Origin of the sequence: Paenarthrobacter sp. NPDC091711, from assembly GCF_044756605.1 — a bacterium.
Taxonomy (GTDB): Bacteria; Actinomycetota; Actinomycetes; order Actinomycetales; family Micrococcaceae; genus Arthrobacter.
The window spans coordinates 461,931-480,975 of record NZ_JBIVTF010000001.1 but is presented as its reverse complement, the minus strand read 5'-3'; the positions used below and the strand labels follow the sequence as shown (position 1 = coordinate 480,975).

The following is a 19,045-nucleotide window of genomic DNA, read 5'->3' as shown; positions in this document are numbered from 1 at the left end:
TTGTTGTGAACTCTATGTTGTGTACTTAGGCGGGCTGAATGTTTTCCGCCTGCGGACCTTTGGGGCCCTGCGTGATGTCGAATTGGACCTTCTGGTTCTCCTCCAGCGAACGGTATCCGCTCGACGTAATTGCTGAGTAGTGAGCAAAAACGTCGGGGCCTCCATCGTCCGGGGCGATGAATCCGAAACCCTTTTCAGCGTTAAACCACTTAACTGTTCCTGTTGCCATGCCTTTATTTCCTTCACCCGGTCGCCGGTCGGTCCCGCTGGTCGGTTTGCCGTCCCTGCCACTCACGATATGAGCCTATGGGCCTGTACCGCCTGGGGCAACACATTTGGCCGGGCAACACATCAAACAGGATGCTTTGGAACGGCCGAGCCCGCCTCAGGCTTTCGGTGTTTGCTGCGCGGGGTCTGCCGATTCCGTGCGGCGTAGCCGGCGAAGCGCCAGCAACGGAAACAGGAGTACAGAGAGCATCCCCGCACCTACGAGGGCGGAGGATATCCCACTGGTGATGAGTCCGTGGTCCCGGCCGATGGTGGTCACCGCCACGATGATGGGCAAGGCTGTGGCCCCGAACAGCATGAGGGCACTTTTGTCCTTTCGACTCGAGCCGGGAGGCGCGGCGAGCAAGGACGGCACGCCGCGGATGATCAGCAACAGGGCAAGGAACAGCGGAACCATGGCGAGGGTGAGTGGGCTGGAGGTCAATGCGCCCAGATCAAAGTCGATGCCGGTGTCGATGAAGAAGATGGGAACCAGGAACCCGAAAGCTACGGCGTCGATCTTCGTCTCAATCACTTTCCGGTCCACCTCAGGAGCCCGGGCTATGGTGACCTTCCAGAGGACTCCTGCGGCGAAGGCGCCCAGCAGCATGTCGAGCCCCAGGATCATGCTGAGCACCACCAGCGTGCTGAGAATCAACAGAATGGACCTCATGGCGAACTGGCTGCTGGTGTGCAGTGTGGCAGTGACTTGGGCGTGGAACAAGGTATGCCGTGCTTGGGAGGCAAGGTAGATTGCCACGCCGGTCAAGAGGACGAAGCCCAGGAGAACTCCTGACGCCACTCCCAGTTGTTTGCCACTGAAGAACAGCGAGATGGCTATCAACGGACCAAACTCACCGGCCGCGCCCAACGCGGTGACGGCCACGCCGATTGGCGACTTGGACGCACCCGCGTCCCGGAGAATCGGCAGTAACGCGCCCAAGGCAGTGGAGCTCAGGGCGACGCCGATGATCACGGCAGCCTCCGGTGAGGGGACCAGCACAAATCCTGCGCCGATGCCTGCCGCCAAAGAGATGACCCAGCCAGCAGAGGCACGGTAAATGGGACGGCCGCGTATTGCTGTGAAATCGATCTCGTTGCCGGCCACGAAGAACAGCATGGCCAATCCGAAATCAGCAAGCGTATCGGTAAACGCGGTGGATTGGACCCACCCCAGGAGGCTCGGACCGAACAGGATTCCAAGAACAATCTCAAAAACCACAATCGGTACTTTGACCCAACGGTTGAGCAGCCGGGTGGCAAGAGGGGCCACAACAGCCATGAGGGCGATCAGGACCAGCGACGTGGACAAGCCTTGCATCGGCAGTGCCTCCGGTCCCTCGGCTGCTTCAAGGAAAAGTACTCCAAAGCTACCGCCACCGCTCACCGTGCGCCATAACTCGAAGCGTCAGGAAACCGGCCGGCCTGGCCAGTCCTTACCCGCCCACGGGTCATAGTCTGCGATCAGCTCCTCCTGGGGCGGACGCCGGTCTTCGGGGATGTGTTGAAGATTCATACGGACCCGATACCAGAGGGAACTCGATCCCCGCATCCCGTCAATGAGGACATCGGCCGGATGCAGCAGGGAAACAACGTCCGCGTGCCGGTCCTTCCACTCCTGAAGTGCAGCTTCGGCCTCGGGCTTGGTTTTGGTCCGGGCCACTTCGATGAGCGGCATCACCGACACCCGGCGCCCTGATCCATCTCCACTCCTGGGGGCTTTCTCTGCGGGGCCAAGCTCCGCGGCCAAGGCGAGAAGCCGGTCGAGCGAGCCGGCTGCGTCGTCGATTCCTGCGTGCGGGTCTCCCGATTCCGCAAAACGTGCGGGCACTGATTGGACTGTGAACTGCTCCGGCCGTGCGGAGCGCACCTCTTCCCATGTGAGCGGGGTTGAGACTCGGGCGTCGGGGCGGGAACGTACCGAGTAGGCGGAGGCAACGGTGCGGTCCTTGGCGTTTTGGTTGAAGTCCACAAAAACACTCTCACCGCGTTCTTCCTTCCACCATTTGGCCGTTGCCAGTCCTGGAGCGCGGTTCTCCACTTCGCGGGCAAGGGTTTCTGCGGCGAGGCGCACCTCCCGATAGGACCAGTGGGGTGCGATGCGGACCAGGATGTGGAGCCCACGGGATCCACTGGTCTTCGGCCAGCCCACGAGTCCGACGTGGTCCAGAACCTCCCGTGCGACGTAGGCGGTGTCCACAATCCGGGACCAGTCGACTCCCGGCATGGGGTCCAGGTCCACCCGGAGTTCGTCGGGATGGTCAAGGTCCTCTGCTCGCACGGGGTGCGGATTGAGGTCCAGGCATCCGAGATTCACTACCCATGCAAGGCCAGCGGCATCACGGATCACCGTTTCCTCGGCCGAGGTGCCGGATGAGTAGTGAAGGGTTGCCGTGTCAATAAAGCCAGGGTGGTTCTCGGGCACGCGTTTCTGAAAGAACGGTTCGGCGTCGATGCCTTTGGGGAAGCGCTTGAGCACCATGGGCCGCCCGCCTGCGCCACGCAGTGCCCCTTCTGCGACGGCAAGGTAATAGTTCACCAGATCGAGCTTGGTCAACCCTGGCTCGGGAAACACCACTTTGTCCGGGTTGGAGATGCGGACCTCGTGGCCGGCGATGTCGAGGATCTCGGCCGGGGGCTTCGACGGGTTCATGCGGCCACGCTAGCAATTACCAGCCCTCCCAGCCAGAGTTGCGGGGGAGAAAAGGCTAAAAAAACTGCGAATCCGGGGCCGTGGAATTCGGAAACTGGCTTTAAAAATATAACTAGGTATGGTGATGTCATACCGAAAATACTGAAGGAGTGGAAAATGTCCGGCAAATCACCAAGAAGTGCCACGTCGAAAAAGACTGGTAAGACAATTCTCGAAAAACGTGCCGAAAAGAGAGCAAAGGCCGAAGGTGGCGATAACGTCTTTTCCAAGCCAAGAAAGAATCAACGGTAAGCCCAGGGAAGGGCTGCGCTGCGCTCGAAGGCCGACAGCCCGCGCGGCCTGCACCAGTAATGCAGAAACGAGCACTGAAAAGTGATTGAACCGGAATTTAAAGACATGCAGCAATCAATGACAGTTCTTATAATACCTGCGCGCATCAATGAATGCATCCGAGTGGAGCGCATTGAACCCGCTATGGAAATGCGGCAGTCACTCGTGGGGGGAAATGTTGAAGCCATATCAGGCCGTGGATGGCACGTTCTCCTGAACGACCAAGCGATCCACATTCCCTTGCCACCGAACCCGCGGGCTGAGGTATTGATCAGGGAGGCAGGAACCCCCGTGGAGGACACCGTCAGTGGCACTGCCGTTTTCCTCGGTCATGGAAGCAACGGAACGGACCAGGACGTGCCGGGCCATCTGCTGGGCTTGGCGGAGCGGCTGTTCCAGACTCGGCTGGCAGCTTAAGAAGCGGGCGTTCCCAGGTGAGGCCGGGACAGGCCGACTATATTGGCCCTGTCAGCCCACCACCACCATTGAGGGAGCCTGCACACTATGGCCAAGGAACTTGCCACCCAACTCATCGAACAACTCCAGGCTGCCGGGGTGCAGCGCATCTACGGAATTGTGGGCGACAGCCTGAATCCAATCGTGGACGCTGTCCGGCAAACAGGAGGCTCCGCGAAGGGCGGTATCGACTGGATCCATGTCCGCCATGAGGAAGCTGCTGCCTTTGCTGCTGCTGCAGAGGCTCAACTGACGGGAAAGCTGGCGGTCTGCGCGGGCTCATGCGGTCCCGGCAACCTGCACCTTATCAATGGGCTGTACGACGCCAACCGCACCGGAGCGCCGGTGCTCGCCATCGCCTCACACATCCCCAGCAAGCAGATTGGCAGCGGCTTCTTCCAGGAAACCCATCCGGACCGTTTGTTCAACGAGTGCTCTGTGTATTCGGAAATGATCAGTACCGCCGAGCAAGCACCTAGGGTGATGCACAGCGCCATCCAGAACGCTATTGGTCTTGGGGGAGTCGCAGTAGTCACCCTGCCTGGCGACATCGCCGGGCTTGAGGCTACGGCCCCAACCCCGCTTCCGGCCACGTTCCGGCCGGCCGCCTTGATTCCGGACCCGGCAAGCGTCCGCGAACTGGCGGACGCCATTAACGACGCCGGAAAGGTGGCCATTTTCGCCGGGGCAGGTGTCGCGGGCGCCCATGATGAACTGATCGCCCTGGCTGAACGTATTAACGCCCCCATCGGCCACTCTTTGCGGGGCAAGGACTTTGTCCAGTACAGCAACCCTTTCGATATTGGGATGACCGGGCTGCTGGGCTACGGTGCCGCGGCCGAGGGCATTGAAGACGCGGACCTGCTGATCATGCTTGGCACCGACTTTCCCTACGACCAGTTCCTCCCGGACACCCGGACGGCCCAGGTTGACCGGGCCGCACAGCGGCTGGGGAGGCGGACCGACGTCGACATTGCAGTCCATGGCGACGTCCTGCCAACGTTGACGGCACTGCTGCCGCTGGTGACGCCGAAGAAGAACCGGCGCTTCCTTGACCAGATGCTGAAGAAGCATGACCGCCTGATGAACAAAGCCGTGGGCGCCTATACGCGCAAGGTGGAGAGAAAGCAGCCCATCCACCCGGAGTACGCGGCGTCGCTGCTTGACCAGGTTGCGGCCGAGGATGCCGTCTTCACGGCTGATACCGGCATGTGCAACGTCTGGACGGCGCGCTACATCAACCCTTTGGGCACGCGTCGGCTGATCGGCTCGTACCTCCACGGATCCATGGCCAACGCACTCCCGCACGCGATCGGCGCGCAGCTTGCCTATCCCGGACGGCAGGTCATTTCCGTTTCCGGAGACGGGGGACTGTCCATGTTGCTGGGCGAGCTGATCACCGTGGCCGCGCACCGGCTGCCGGTGAACGTGGTGGTCTTCAACAACTCAACCCTGGGCATGGTCAAGCTGGAGATGCTGGTGGATGGCCTTCCCGACTTCGGAGTGGACGTACCGGACGCCAACTATGCGGCGGTGGCCAAGGCCTTGGGTTTCCACGCTGTCCGCGTGACGGATCCCGCTGACGTCGAAGCCGCGTACCGGGCCGCGTTTGCTCATCCCGGTCCGTCACTGGTGGAGCTCATTACCGACCCCAACGCGTTGTCCATCCCACCGAAGATTTCCGGCTCCCAGGTCATCGGCTTCGCCACGGCCATGTCCAAAGTGGTGCTGAACCGCGGCGCCGGGGAGGCTGTCAGCATGGCGCGCAGCAACCTGCGGAATATTCCCCGGCGCTAGCTACGGCCGGCGGGCGGCGGCCAGGTAGGGTGCTGTCCGGCTCGTTTCGGAACGCGCGACGACGGCTGGCGGGCCTGCGACCATCACCCTGCCGCCGGCGTCGCCGCCGCCCGGGCCTAGATCGATCACCCAGTCGGCGCCTGCGACAACGTCCATCTCATGCTCCACCACCACTACCGTGTTGCCGGCGTCCACCAGCCTGTGCAATTGGGCCATCAGAAGTTGGACGTCGGCAGGGTGCAATCCGGTGGTGGGCTCGTCCAGCAAATAGAGGGTGTGGCCGCGCTGGATGCGCTGCAGCTCGGAGGCGAGTTTGATGCGCTGTGCTTCGCCCCCGGAAAGCTCAGTGGCGGGTTGGCCCAGCCGGAGATAGCCCAAGCCCACCTCGCGAAGGGTTTGGAGGCTACGGGCAACGCCTGGGAGATCAGCCAGGAATTCGGACGCTGCGTTCACCGTCATGCCCAGGACTTCGGCAATATTGCGTCCACGGTAGGTGACTTCCAAGGTTTCCGGATTGAAACGTGAACCGTGGCATTCGGGGCAGGGGCCATAACTCCCCGGCAGGAACAGAAGTTCTACTGCAACAAAGCCTTCTCCCTGGCAGGTTTCGCAGCGGCCGCCGGCCACGTTGAAGGAGAACCGTCCAGCCCCGAAACCTCGTGAACGGGCGTCCGGAGTGGCGGCGAATTCCTTCCGGACTCCGTCGAAGAGCCCTGTATAGGTGGCCAGGTTGGAGCGGGGGGTCCGGCCGATGGGCTTCTGATCGACCTTCACGAGCCGATCCAACTGGTGAAGCCCGGAAATGAGCCCCACAGCGTCCGGCATCGGCGGGGTGTCTGCATCGAGGGCTTCCGGATGCAGCGCAGCCCCCACCACCTCCGCAAGAACGTGGCTGACCAAGGTGGACTTACCCGAGCCGGACACCCCTGTCACTGCTGTGAGGACGCCCAGCGGGAACTCTGCATGGACGTCGCGAAGGTTGTGCCTGTTGATGTTGTGTAAGGTGAGCCATTCCTTCGGTGGCCTGGGCGAGGCTGGACCGGTTCCGGCGGCCACCACACCGTCGTCGTGAGTTGCCTCGGCACTTTCGGCGCCACTGCTGCGGTCAGGGAACAGGAAAGGCCGCGTCACGGACTCCTGGACATCCGCCAGCCCGCTCACAGGGCCGCTGTAGAGGATTTCTCCTCCACCCTCGCCTGCGTGCGGCCCAACATCCACCAACCAGTCGGCCGCCCTGACCAAGTCCATGTTGTGCTCCACCACGAACACAGAATTACCGGAGCTTTTGAGCTGATCCAGCACAGCCAGGAGCGGCTCGGCATCGGCTGGATGAAGTCCGGCGGATGGTTCATCAAGTACATAGATGACACCGAACAGCCCGGACCGCAGCTGCGTGGCGATCCGGAGTCGTTGCATTTCACCCGGGGAGAGTGTCGGTGTTGGGCGACCCAGCGCCAGGTAACCCAGTCCCAGCTCCAGGAGTACGTTGACCCGGCCCAGGAGATCGCGGGTGATGGCGAGGGCTACCTCGTTGACTTCCCCGGAGGTCTGGGTCCGCGAGGCTGTGCTGGCCGCTGTCAATTGCGTGGTGGGGCGGATGATGTCGGCCAGTTCTGTCATCGGCAGGGAGTTGAGCTCGGCGATGGTTTTTCCGGCGAAGGTGACGGCCAGTGCTTCCGGCCGGAGCCCGCTGCCACCACATCGCGGGCACTGCCCCGTTTCCATGAAGCGCAATACCCTGTCACGCATCGAGGAGCTTTTCGAGTCGGCCAGGGTGTGGAGCACATAGCTTTTGGCGCTCCAGAACCGGCCCTTGTACGGCTTGGCGACTCGGTCGCGTTGCGGTGTAACTTCCACGACGGGCTGCTCTTCGGTGAAGAGGATCCAGTCGCGGTCCTTCCTGGGGAGCTTCCGCCACGGCGTGTCGACGTCATAACCCAGGTGGGTGAGGATGTCACGGAGGTTCTTGCCTTGCCAGGCGCCGGGCCACGCGGCGATCGCACCATCCCGGATGCTGAGTGAAGGGTCGGGAACCAGAGACTCTTCGGTGACCGTGTGGGCAACACCGAGTCCGTGGCACTCGGGGCAAGCGCCGGCTGCAGTGTTGGGGGAGAATGCATCAGAGTCCAGCTGGCTGGCCCCTTCGGGATAACTTCCGGCTCGGGAGAAGAGCATGCGGAGTGAGTTGGACAGTGTGGTCAGCGTGCCAACACTGGAACGTGCGGTTGCCGTGCCGCGGCGCTGTTGAAGGGCGACGGCGGGAGGCAGCCCCGTGATGGACTCCACCTTGGGGTTGTGGCCCTGTTGGATGAGGCGCCGGGCGTAAGGTGCCACGGATTCGAAGTATCGGCGTTGGGCTTCGGCAAAAATGGTGCCGAACGCCAAGGACGATTTTCCGGAGCCTGAGACTCCGGTGAACGCGACGATTGCATCGCGGGGCACGTCCACGTCCACGTTTCGGAGGTTGTTTTCGCGGGCTCCGCGGACTCTGACGAATCCGTCCTCGGACTCTGCCGACTGTGGTTTCGGCTGGATGCTGCCGGGCTGCCGGGCGATTGTCAGTTCACTGTCCATTGACATGACTCTATCGGCCCCACGGGCCGCCGCGCTTCGATGAGGTCGGTCGGGGATGATCCCATGGCGCGGAATTCATGCTCCCCGGCCGCTGCTACGTAACGTGTTCCGTCCGGCATTTCGACCCCGGCCGAGACCCCTTCCGGAATATTGAGCCGCAGAATGAACTGCCCGTGGTCAAGGGTCCATGCGCTGCTGATCCTGCCATGGGCTGTCTCGACGGCGGCACTCGCGGAGGTCAGGCCGCCACCGGGCTGCGGGGCGATGGTCACGGTACTGTAGGCGGTTTGCTCCGCATCCGGGTTCTCCGGCAGGCGGATCCCTGCCACGTGAGTGTAGAGAAATGAACCGACTGCGCCCTTGCTGTAATGGTTCAGGGAGCCCCGGACGCCGCTGCTGGTCACGCCGTCCCACCATTCCCACATGGTGGTGGCACCGGCTTCGAGCATGCCGAGCCACGATGGCGTCCCGGTGGAGAGCAGCAGGTCGTAGGCGACGTCGAGGTAGCCATGATCGGCAAGTACCGGCAGCAGGAGACCGGTGGAGAGAAATCCTGTGCCCAGGCGGTTTCCGTTGAGCCGGATGAGTTCCACCAAGCGTTCGGCGGTCAAGGGAGCCAGTTCATCCGGGACGAGTCCGAAGGCCAGGGCCCGGGCGTAGTGACCTTGGGACTCTTCGCTCAATCGGCCCGTGCTATCCAGGTATTCCGACTGCCATGCGTCGAGTACATGGGCAGCCAAGGCCTGGTAGGCGGCAGCAGTTTCCTGTTCGCCCAGCACCGAGGCAGCCTGGGCCAGCAGGAAGGCGGAGCGGTACAGGTACCCCGTGGCGACGATGCCATGGTCCCGCGTGGGGTCGGGGTTCGGTGGTGAGTCTGGCTCGAGCCACTCGCCAAAATGAAACCCGGTGTCCCACAAATACAGTTCGTGGGGCAGGGGAGTGGGACGCGCGACCACACGATCAGGATGGCGTCCTCCGGCTGCAGCTCCAGCCGCATAGTCAACCCACGAACGCATGGACGGGAAGGCCCCTGCCAGTTCTTCCTTGTTACCGTAGGCCCGCCAGAGAGACCAAGGAACGAACACTGAGGCGTCGCCCCACCCTGCCGAACCGGTGGCCAGGTCCTCGAAGAAGGTGCCGGAGGGTCCATCGCCGGCCGGGTTCGGAACAACCGTTGGCACCCGCCCGTCCGGCCACTGATCGGCGGCCAGGTCCTTCAGCCATTTGGCGCTGAAACCAGACACGTCGAACATCAAGGCGGCGGTATCCATGAAGACCTGCCAGTCCCCGGTGAAGCCGGACCGCTCCCTTTGGGGGCAATCAGTTGGTATGTCGCAGGCGTTGCCCCGGAAGCTCCAGAGGATCGCGGTGTGAAGAGCATTGAGGCGGGTATCGCTGCAGTGGAACGTGCCAGTGCGCTCGAGGTCCGTGTGCACTACCACTGCAGTGATGTCTTCGGGCGAGATGGTGCGGACGTTGCCTTCAATCTGCACATACCTGAAACCGTGGGTGGTGTGCCGCGGTTCAAAAACATCACTGGGGCGGCCGGCTGAGATCACCTCGTCCACTTGGCCTGCGGGCAGGGGAGTCTTGCTGGCGAAGTCGAAGGCCTGGATGTTCGCCGTAGACACCAGCCCGGCCTCGTCAAGGATTTCGCCGTGGAGCAGCGAGGTGCGCGTTCCGGTGGGGCCGAGTTGGCTTAAGCGGACCCAACCATTGATGTTCTGGCCGAAGTCCACCACTGTGACGCCCGCCGAGGCTTCTCTGATGCTGACGGGCTTGAGCTCTTCGATGCGGCGAACTGGGGGAGCAAGGGGCCGAACAAACCGTTCGCGGTTGTTGTAGAGCCCGCCTTGGCGGGGGACGGCAGGAAGCCAGCCATCCGCCGTCGTGCGCTCATTCGGCTCCGGAAGCCGACGAAAATCGACCGTTTGTCCATCCATCAGATCGGCGCGGGTGATGTGGCTCTCGCGGGATTCCCAGAGGGAGTCGGTGACCGCAACGGTTCCCGAGGATGTGGTGATGGAGGCGAGGAGCGCGGTTTCGTTGCCGAAGCCGTCGGCCCTTCGTTCGAATCCATGGCGGCCGCGGAACCAGCCGTCGGAGAGCAGTGCCGAGACGCGGTTCTGGCCGCTCAGCAAAAGATCGGTGATGTCCCACTCGTGGACCTGCAAGCGTTTGCGGTAAGAGGTGAAGCCAGGCGTCAGTTCCTGGTGGCCCACGCGGCTGCCGTTGATGAAGAGTTCGTAGACGCCGTGGGCGGTGGCGTGCACTATTGCCTTGCCCTCGTCCCTGGACCACATGAAGGTACCTCGCAGCCAATAGGCCGGCCGAGTGCCAGGCTGTTCGCGCTGGTCCCGGGCGGGTGAGATCCAGGAAGCGCCATGGAGGGCTGCCTGTACGGAAGGATGAAAATCAGGGTCAGTCAAGGGAACTCCTCAGGGAAACCGGCACCTTCGCCGCTTCCAGCAATGGTAAAATATAAAAACCGTGTGTGCACTGTTTTTATTCAGCAGGGACATGGCTACCCTGAAGGAGTGCGAACGCGGCGAAAAACTGGAAGCTATGAAGTAGGGCGCGCCAAGCGTGCCGAAATACTGGATGTGGCCACCCGGCTCTTCGGAACCTCCGGCTACCACAAGGTCCCCCTTTCGCAGCTGGCAGCGGACGTTGGACTCAGCGAAAGTGGCCTCCTGCACCACTTCCGTTCCAAGAAGCACCTGCTGTTGGCCGTGGCGGAGCGCCGGTTGGAGCAAACAGCGAGCTGGTGGGGTTCGCGGGAGCCGGAGCTTGCCGCCGATCCGTTGGAGGTTTTCCGGACCATGGTGGACTCCACGCGTGAGCTGGTCAGGGAACCGGGGCTTATTGAGCTTTTCGTCCTGATTTCGGCCGAGGCTGCTGATGCCACAACGCCGGCGCACCAGCTGTACGCCTCGTGGTACCAGCGTGCGGTGGACGAAACCGCGCAACGATTGGCGGCAGGCGTCGAACGCGGTCACCTGCGGCCAGACACAGGAGTCGGCGGATGCGCCCGCGAGATCATTGCCGTCAGCGATGGACTGCAATTGCAGTGGGTGCTGTCCGGCGGGGAGCTGGACCTTGTGGAGGCAATCCGGGATTACGCCCGCCGGCTGGCCCGTTCACTCCTGATGCCCGAGCACGCCGGCGCCGCCGACTCTCTCTAACGCATCCGCACACTGTCGCTCGGTCCCGGGTTGTAGCCCAGGTTTCGCGATACCGCCCTAGCTGTTGCCTGCACGGCGGGCGCCAGAACGTTGGGCGGAGTCGCACCGTCGGGAACCACGATCGACAACGCGGCCACCACCAAGCCTTCGGCGCCAAAAATCGGCGAAGCAACCGAGACTGTCCGCGACGGCGCCGTTCGCCTGATCATGGCCAGGCCCGTTCGCCGCACATCGGACAACGTGCGCCGCAATTGACCTTCAGGCATGGACTCCACGCCCACCTCAGTGTCGGCCGGTTGGCTGATGACTGATTCCTGGAATACTGCGTCGGCTCCGGACAGCAGAACCAAACCCACCGCCGTCGACCTCAGCGGTGCCCGCCCACCAACGCGATAGGCGACCTCCGTTGCCTCCTTGGAGGACAGCCGCTCTATCAGGACGGCCTCATTCTTATCACGTACTGCCAGGAGAACGTGGTGGCGGGTCACGGCGAAAAGGTCTTCAAGGTAAGGCAGGGCGATCTCGCGAACACCATGCCCGCGGGGCGACAATGACGCCACTTCCCACAGCCTGACCCCCACGACGTAACGGCCATCCTCCAGCCGTTCCAGGGCTCCCCATGCCACAAGGCGCGCAATCAAGCGCAAGGCAGTGGGGGCCGGCATGTCGGCCAGCCGCGCCATTTCGGACAGTGTCAAGGCACGACGACGGTCGCTGAAGACGGCCAGCAGGCTGAGGGCGCGATCAATGACGGGTTCGCCCTGCTTGGGCCGCTTTCCGCGCTGCGGTTTTCCGGCGGAGTCCTCTGCGCCAACGGGCATCTGACTGAATCCTTTCAACGTCGTGAGTGATCTCCACCACAATACTGTTTCAACCAATGAAATTCACATGGGGTGCGATGCCTCCCGCCTACGACTCTTGAAGAAGCCGGTTACCGGAAGCCATCTGACGAGAGGGCGCCGACGGATCGGCCCGGACATGTCACAGCCGACCATGTTTCAGGCCGCCGGTCCCACATCTCGACTCACGATTCCATCACGAATGCGAAGGCGCAGCACATGAATCTCCTCACCTCACCTGCACGTCGGAGCGCGGCCGTCCTGGCTGGCGCGCTCCTCCTGGGATCACTCACCGCCTGCGGTGGCGGCACAGCTGCCACCTCCACGGTGGATAAGAGCACGCTGACCATCGCCACCGACAGCGACAGTGCCTCGTTCGGATACGACCCGTTGCGGGTTTCGGACGCCCAGCGGCAGTTCTTCGAAGGCCTGTATGAAAACCTGATGACACTGCAGCCCGATGGCAGCGTGGGTCCAGGCCTCGCGAAGGAATTCAGCTACAACGCAGACAACACCGTGTTGACTCTGACCCTCAAGGAAGGCGTGACCTTCACTGACGGCTCCACTCTGGATGCGGCGCTGGTCAAAGCAAACCTTGATCGTCGCAGCGACACCGCACTGAGCGCCTACTCGGCCATTGCCAAGGGTGGAGCGCAGGAGATTGCCTCTGTTGACGTGGTCAGCCCCACCCAAGTGGCCATCACCTTCGCCAAAGCACAGCCGGGCTTCGAGAAGAACCTAACCTCCACCTTGGGCATGATCGTGGGCAAGAACGCAGTCACTGACACCGCGAGCCTGGCCACCACCCCGGATGGCTCCGGCCCCTACACCTTGGACAGCGCCACAACAGTCAAGGGCAACAAGTACGTGTTCACCAAGAACGAGAAGAACGCCGACGCCTCCAAGTACCCGTACAACAAGATCACCTTCAGCGTCATCATGGATCCCCAAGCCCGGGCGAATGCACTGGTATCCGGCCAGGCGGATGTAGCGTCGCTGACCTCTCCAACGGTGGACTTCGCCAAGTCCAAAGGTGTGGGCGTGTCCCAGATCGGCGGCACTGTCCAGACCATGATCTCCTTCGACAAGACCGGTAAGACCTCGCCCGCCTTCGCCAGCGAGAAGGTCCGCCAGGCCTTCCAGTACGCCATTAACCGCAAGGCACTGGTGGATGCCCTCCATAAGGGAGACATCCCTGCATGGAACGCCCTCCCCAAGGACTCCGCAGGTTTTACCGAAGAGCTGAACACCACCTACGCCTACGATCCCGCCAAGGCAAAGAGCCTCCTGGCCGAGGCCGGATACGCCGATGGCTTCGACTTCACCATCATCGCCAGCGCCCAGACGCAGACCGACCTGCAGGCAGTCCAAAAGGACCTGGCCGCGGTGGGCATCACCATGAACGTCAAGCTGGCGGCCTCCACAGACGAAGCCTTCGCCGCGGTGGCAACCACCCCGCTGGGTTACGCCCCCCTGGGCTGGGACAACCCGGTAGGCCTGATGTACGGAGCGATCCTCAGCGGCTTCACCAACGTCCAGAAGGCTACGGACGATCAGCTGAACGCGGCCACGGCCGAAGCCGCCGCAGCCAAGGACGACGCCGCCAAGAAGGCCGCGTTGACCAAGCTCAACACCCGTTTGGTGGAGTCCGGCTGGATGATCCCGCTCTACGAGTCACTCACCAACCAGGGCTACAACACCAAGAAGGTCCAGCAAGTGAAGTTCGCCGGGACCAACGTCTACCCGCTGCTCTCCTCCTACGCACCCACCAACTGATCCACCAACAGACCGGGCGCCGGTTCCCCCAAGGGACTGGCGCCCGGCCCGACCAATGGAGGTCACCATGGCAATGTTTGTCACCAAGCGCCTGCTGATGGCGCTTGCCACCGTGTTGGTGGTGGCGGTGCTGGCATTCCTGCTGGTCCACGCCATGCCCGGCAGCCCGGGTGCTGTCTCCCTGGGCGCTGGAGCTTCGCAGGAGGCCATCGATCAGCTGAACCAGACTCTCGGCTGGAACGACCCACTGCTGGTTCAGTTCTTCCGGTGGCTCGGCGATGCTGTTCAAGGCAACCTCGGGAGCTCGCTCATCGATGGACGCTCGGTGAGCGCCGACCTCGCTGCCAGGCTTCCGGTCACGGCATCCCTGGCAGCGGGAGCCACCATCCTGAGTGCCATCTTCGGCATCATCCTTGGGGTTACCGCTGCCGTACGCGGTGGTTTCCTTGATCAGCTGATCGGGGGATTCGTGGGACTCCTGGTGGCCCTTCCAGCGTTCTGGATCGGTGTCATCTTCGTCTACTTGTTCGCTGTCCAGTCATCGGTGTTCCCTGCCACCGGGTATGTGCCTTTTGAGGTTTCCCCGCAGGACTGGGCAATGTCCCTGGCGCTTCCAGTCATCACCCTGGCCGTGGGCGGAGCAGCATTCATCGCCCGCCAAACCCGGGCTTCCATGCTGGAGGCCTTGCAGCAGGAACACATCAGGATGCTGCGGGCCACAGCCACTCCCACATGGAAGATCCTCTACGTCCATGCCCTCAGGTATGCGAGCTTGCCCATTGTTGCCGGCATCGCCCTGCAGTTCATCGGCCTCTTCGGCGGTTCTGTCATCGCAGAACAACTGTTCGCCATGCCCGGTTTAGGCCAGGCAGTCCAGACCTCCGTCAGCACCCACGATGCGCCCGCAGTCCAAGGCGTGGTGGTCATCGCCACAGTGGTGGTGGTCGCAGTGAACCTGGTGCTCGAACTCGCTACCAAATTCCTTGACCCGAAGTTGCGTGCCTCATGATCCCCACACTTCCCGCCACCCCGCGGAAAACAGCTTTCACCAAGCTCTCGGGACACCGCCTGATCGCCTCCCCGGCAGGCTTGGCCGGCACATTATGGCTGGCCGCGATGGTCATCTCTTCCCTCACGGCACCATGGTGGTTGCCTTTCAAGACCGAGGACCAGGACTTTACCGCTGTCCTGTCCGGTCCTACAGCAGCCCACTGGCTGGGCACGGACGAACTCGGCCGTGACATCCTCAGCCGCATTTTCGCCTCAGCAGCCGAAACCCTGGGGACATCGTTCATCACGGTGATTGTCGGCGTCGGGCTGGGCACTTTGCTGGCCCTGGCGGCGGCGAACAGCCAACGGGCGGAGGGAGTCATCAGCCGGGTTACGGAGATCATGATGTCTTTGCCCGGAACGGTGATCATTCTGGCCGTCATTGGTGCTGTAGGGACCAACATTCCCCTCATCATGGCAATTCTTGGCGTGCTGATCTCCGCAGGCATTTATCGCGTGATGCTCGGTCAGGCGAAATCCCTGCAGAACCAGCTGTACGTGGATGCCGCCAGAGTGGACGGGCTGGGTCCCCTTGCCATCAGCGTCCGCCACGTGCTGCCCGGCCTGGCCACCACCATCGTGGTTCAGTCCGCGCTGATCTTTGCCGTGGGTCTCCTGATCCAAGCGGGCCTGGCATTCATCGGCTTCGGTCCGCCCCTCCCGCAGCCCAGCTGGGGTGGCATGATCCAGAGCGCGTCACAGCACGTTTACGACGCTCCCTGGCTCATGGTTCCCACCGGTGTGGTCCTGGCCCTGACCGTGCTGTCAGCCAACGCCATCGGCAACGCACTGGGTAAGGCACCGAACACTGCGGCTTCGCACCTTCCTTCAGCCGCGATCCGCCGGAAGCGGGCACGCCAGGCAGCTGCGGCTGCTGCAGCAGCCCCCGCCGTCGGGAATCCTCCCGCGGCAGGCAAGCTCAGCGTGCGCGGCCTCTCAGTAGGGGTCGACGGCGGCACTCCGCTGGTCACGGACGTCTCGTTCGAGGTGGAACCCGGCACCGTCCTGGGCCTCGTAGGCGAATCGGGCTGCGGTAAGACGATGACTGCCTTGTCGCTCATGGGGCTCCTGCCTTCCGGTGTTGCCATAACGGGCGGCCAGATCTTATGGAACGGCAAGAACCTTGCTGCGGCCACGGACCGGGACATGGAATCTATTCGTGGCCGCGACATCGCCCTCATCTCACAGGAACCCATGCGGGCCTTGGATCCCATGTTCACGGTGGGCTACCAGCTGACATCGGCCATCCGACGCCTGCAGTCGACGGGCAAAGCGGAGGCCAAAGCCGAGGCACTCAGCCTCCTGGAAAAGGTGGGGATCGTGGACGCGCAGCGCATCCTGAAAACGTACCCCCACCAGATTTCCGGCGGTATGGCCCAACGCGTTGCCATAGCACTGGCCCTCTCCGGGAAACCACGCCTGCTGGTGGCCGATGAGCCCACCACTGCCCTGGATGTCACCGTCCAGGCTGAAATTCTCTCCCTCCTGCGGTCCTTGGTGAAGGACACGGGCATGTCGGTTGTGATGGTCACGCACGACCTCGGTGTGGTCGCCGATATCTGCGACCACGTCGCCGTCATGTACGCCGGGCAGGTGGTAGAGAACGGGAAGACAGTGAGCATCCTGGACAACCCGAGGCATCCCTACACGCTGGCCTTGCTGGCAGCTGATCCGCACGCCAACTCAGCCCACGACATGCCCGATCGCCTCGCCACCATCCAAGGACAGGTCCCGCAGCCGAAGGATTGGCCGGGCGGATGCCGTTTCGCCGCCCGGTGCCAGTTCGCTGGATCGGCGTGCCTGGTGCCCATCCCGTTGCTGCCAACAGGGTCCGGCGAAGGAGTGGTCCGGTGCGTCAAGGCTGACGAACTGGCCGTAGACGGCCTGGGGTGGGTGGCAACGGAGTCCGCCCACACCGTTCCCCTCGACGTTCCTGACCGGCATCGGCTCCACATCATTGAAAAGGACATGGCATGAGCATCGAAACCCCGCTGCGTCAGCAGGACGGCGCCCCCGTCCGCCAGCAACCCATGCTCGAGGTGAAGGACCTGGTGGTCCGCTACGGCCACGGAAAGAAAGCAGCCACCGCACCACCGGCCGTTGACGGCGTCAGTTTCGCCATCCAACCCGGTGAAACGGTGGGGCTGGTAGGGGAGTCAGGGTCCGGCAAGTCCACCATCGGCAAAGCGATCCTGGGTCTTCAGAAGGTGGCGGGCGGCTCGGTGGAATTCCAAGGAGAGGACATCACGCACGCCAATTCCGGCAAACGCCGTGGTATCGGCAGCGACCTCCGGGCTGTCTTCCAGGATCCCAACTCCTCCCTGAATCCCCGCAAAACCATCGGCTCGTCGCTGGCTGAGCCTTTGCGCGTTCGGGGCCTCGCCGCTTCTGAAGCCAGAACCAAGGCAGAAGACATGGTGGAACGCGTCGGCCTGCCAAGGGACGCCGTGGACCGCTACCCCAGCCAGTTCTCCGGCGGACAGCGGCAGCGCATCTCGGTGGCCCGTGCGCTCATCTGCGAACCACAGCTGGTGGTTTGCGACGAAGCCGTCAGTGCTTTGGACCTCTCCACACAGGCACAGGTTCTCAACCTCCTGGCAGACCTGCGGGACGAACGCGGGCTGAGCTACCTGTTCATTGCGCACGATATTTCCGTGGTGCAGTTCCTGGCCCAGCGAGTGGTGGTCCTCTACCGGGGGCAGGTTATGGAATCCGGACCGGCCGCGGCCGTAACGGAGAGCCCGAAGCACCCGTTCACCCAGGCCCTGGTGGCGGCATCTCCTGTTCCCCGTCCCGCAGAACAGGCTGAGCGCCGCGCGGTCCGCGAGTCTTTGGGTGTCCGGACAGCCTCAGCTGTGGCTGCGACAGCTGGTGGGTGCCCCTTCCGCCAACGCTGCCCACTGGCCACAGAACTCTGCGCCACGGAACGCCCTGCCTTGCGCCGCGTGGGCGAGGCCGACGTCGCGTGCCATTACGCCTGAACCGAACCCTGCAAGCGTCCCAAAACCACGGCGGACATCACGCCACTTCTTCCCAGGAGCAAACTATGACAGTCGAGACAACCATGGGCGCATCATCGGCTCAGCGAGGCACTGAGGCCGCGGAACGCCGTAAGCCCACACCGCCGCCGTTCCCGGCCTTTCATGCCCCCGGCCAAGCTGAGGTGGTGTCCGAAAACTCGCTGGTCCATCGCGAGCTCAGCTACGCCATAGCCGTAGGATTCCGCCGCCTCTCCATGGACCTTTGGCTTCCCCGGAGGGTTGCTGAGAGACCAGTGCCGCTGGTGGTGTGGATCCACGGAGGCGCCTTTCAATTGGGGGACCGCCGTGAGCTGCCCCCTACCTTCGGGCCGGATTCAGTATTCCGCCTCTTGAACCAGGCCGGTATAGCCTGCGCAACGGTGGACTACCGGCATTCCTTGGAGGCCCCGTTCCCTGCCCAACTGCACGACATCAAGGCAGCAGTCAGATACCTCCGGCACCATGCCGACGTCTTGGGCCTTGATCCAGCGAGGATCGGAGCCTGGGGCGAATCCGCCGGCGGACACCTGGCGGCATTGCTGGGACTCACCGGCCACCGCGCTGACCTTGAAGGTGGCCTTGGTGTGCAGGGGCATCCCAGTTCTGTCAGCGCAGTGGTGGACTTCTACGGTGTGTCCTCCCTGAACGACATGCCGCCCATGACGGCCGCCAACGACTTCATGGGCCCGGCACTCCTGGCCGCCGTACCGGAGGGCGTGTCGGTGCACCCGGAGACCATGCTGGTGGGTGGCTCCAAGGATCCCCGTGTTCTGGACGCGGCCAGCCCACGCAGCTATGTGACACCGGATGCGGCCACCTTCCTGCTGGTTCACGGCGATTCCGACGGACTGGTGCCACTCTCCCAAAGTGAACTCCTGGCCGGCCTCCTCCAGGAATCGGGCGTGGAGCACCAGCTGGTCACCATCGAAGGCGCCGACCACTGCTTTTTCTTCGCCGAAGATCAGATGGACCGTATCCTCGCCCTGTCCGTCGACTTCTTCCGGCAGCACTTCAGGCTCCCATGAGTAGTTTCATTGATTGAAAGTTTCGGTTCTTCTTCGCAGCGGAATCAGCCAGTCTTGAGTGAACAGCTCGGAC

At 62.9% G+C, this 19,045-nt stretch carries 15 protein-coding genes; 9 read left to right on the top strand and 6 right to left on the bottom strand.

Features of this window, described 5'->3' with window-relative positions:
* Positions 1-25: 25 nt before the first annotated feature.
* From ACIQH5_RS02220 to ligD, 3 genes are all read right to left on the bottom strand, one after another.
* A complete protein-coding gene (locus ACIQH5_RS02220) occupies positions 26-229 on the bottom strand; it encodes a cold-shock protein (protein ID WP_014921815.1) in 204 nt (67 codons plus the stop codon).
* Positions 230-385: 156 nt separating this feature from the next.
* The gene (locus ACIQH5_RS02215) at positions 386-1,654 is read right to left on the bottom strand and encodes a cation:proton antiporter (RefSeq protein ID WP_400399879.1); all 1,269 of its coding nucleotides are present in this window, start codon (positions 1,652-1,654) and stop codon (positions 386-388) included.
* A gap of 21 nt (positions 1,655-1,675) precedes the next feature.
* Positions 1,676-2,920 carry a non-homologous end-joining DNA ligase gene (gene ligD, locus ACIQH5_RS02210; RefSeq protein ID WP_400399877.1) on the bottom strand — a complete coding sequence of 415 codons (1,245 nt, stop codon included), beginning with the start codon at positions 2,918-2,920 and terminating at the stop codon, positions 1,676-1,678.
* Between the two features lie 156 nt (positions 2,921-3,076).
* Here ligD and ACIQH5_RS02205 point away from each other — a divergent pair, with 156 nt between their 5' ends.
* The 3 genes from ACIQH5_RS02205 to ACIQH5_RS02195 all read left to right on the top strand — a co-directional run bounded on the left by ACIQH5_RS02205 (position 3,077) and on the right by ACIQH5_RS02195 (position 5,503).
* Positions 3,077-3,211 carry a hypothetical protein gene (locus tag ACIQH5_RS02205; protein ID WP_400399875.1) on the top strand — a complete coding sequence of 45 codons (135 nt, stop codon included), beginning with the start codon at positions 3,077-3,079 and terminating at the stop codon, positions 3,209-3,211.
* A gap of 117 nt (positions 3,212-3,328) precedes the next feature.
* Positions 3,329-3,667 (top strand): hypothetical protein, encoded by a 339-nt coding sequence (locus ACIQH5_RS02200; RefSeq protein ID WP_400399873.1) that lies wholly within the window; start codon positions 3,329-3,331, stop codon positions 3,665-3,667.
* A gap of 87 nt (positions 3,668-3,754) precedes the next feature.
* On the top strand, positions 3,755-5,503 hold the full coding sequence (locus ACIQH5_RS02195) for a pyruvate dehydrogenase (RefSeq protein WP_400399871.1): 1,749 nt from the start codon (positions 3,755-3,757) through the stop codon (positions 5,501-5,503).
* Here the strand turns inward: ACIQH5_RS02195 and ACIQH5_RS02190 are convergent, their stop codons facing one another.
* Together ACIQH5_RS02190 and ACIQH5_RS02185 are read right to left on the bottom strand one after the other, a co-directional pair.
* Complete coding sequence (locus tag ACIQH5_RS02190; protein ID WP_400399869.1) at positions 5,504-8,077, bottom strand: ABC transporter; 2,574 nt, start codon at positions 8,075-8,077, stop codon at positions 5,504-5,506.
* Entirely contained in the window at positions 8,062-10,506 is a 2,445-nt protein-coding gene (locus ACIQH5_RS02185) for a family 78 glycoside hydrolase catalytic domain (RefSeq protein WP_400399867.1), read from the bottom strand. The genes ACIQH5_RS02190 and ACIQH5_RS02185 overlap by 16 nt, the downstream gene beginning before the upstream one ends.
* 108 nt (positions 10,507-10,614) lie before the next feature.
* Here ACIQH5_RS02185 and ACIQH5_RS02180 point away from each other — a divergent pair, with 108 nt between their 5' ends.
* Positions 10,615-11,262, top strand: a complete 648-nt coding sequence (locus ACIQH5_RS02180; protein ID WP_400399865.1) for a TetR/AcrR family transcriptional regulator — start codon at positions 10,615-10,617, stop codon at positions 11,260-11,262.
* Here ACIQH5_RS02180 and ACIQH5_RS02175 read toward each other — a convergent pair.
* Entirely contained in the window at positions 11,259-12,083 is an 825-nt protein-coding gene (locus ACIQH5_RS02175; protein WP_400399863.1) for an IclR family transcriptional regulator, read from the bottom strand. The genes ACIQH5_RS02180 and ACIQH5_RS02175 overlap by 4 nt on opposite strands.
* A gap of 237 nt (positions 12,084-12,320) precedes the next feature.
* Here ACIQH5_RS02175 and ACIQH5_RS02170 point away from each other — a divergent pair, with 237 nt between their 5' ends.
* From ACIQH5_RS02170 to ACIQH5_RS02150, 5 genes are all read left to right on the top strand, one after another.
* Positions 12,321-13,877, top strand: coding sequence for an ABC transporter substrate-binding protein (locus tag ACIQH5_RS02170; protein ID WP_400399861.1), 1,557 nt, complete (start codon positions 12,321-12,323; stop codon positions 13,875-13,877).
* A 55-nt stretch (positions 13,878-13,932) separates the two neighbouring features.
* Positions 13,933-14,886: an ABC transporter permease gene (locus ACIQH5_RS02165; RefSeq protein ID WP_400399859.1), complete on the top strand. Its 954-nt coding sequence runs from the start codon at positions 13,933-13,935 to the stop codon at positions 14,884-14,886.
* Entirely contained in the window at positions 14,883-16,904 is a 2,022-nt protein-coding gene (locus ACIQH5_RS02160) for a dipeptide/oligopeptide/nickel ABC transporter permease/ATP-binding protein (RefSeq protein ID WP_400399857.1), read from the top strand. Before ACIQH5_RS02165 ends, ACIQH5_RS02160 begins: the two co-directional genes overlap by 4 nt.
* A complete protein-coding gene (locus tag ACIQH5_RS02155) occupies positions 16,901-17,908 on the top strand; it encodes an oligopeptide/dipeptide ABC transporter ATP-binding protein (protein ID WP_400399855.1) in 1,008 nt (335 codons plus the stop codon). The genes ACIQH5_RS02160 and ACIQH5_RS02155 overlap by 4 nt, the downstream gene beginning before the upstream one ends.
* Positions 17,909-17,973: 65 nt before the next feature.
* Entirely contained in the window at positions 17,974-18,972 is a 999-nt protein-coding gene (locus ACIQH5_RS02150; RefSeq protein ID WP_400399853.1) for an alpha/beta hydrolase fold domain-containing protein, read from the top strand.
* The last annotated feature ends 73 nt before the right edge of the window (positions 18,973-19,045 follow it).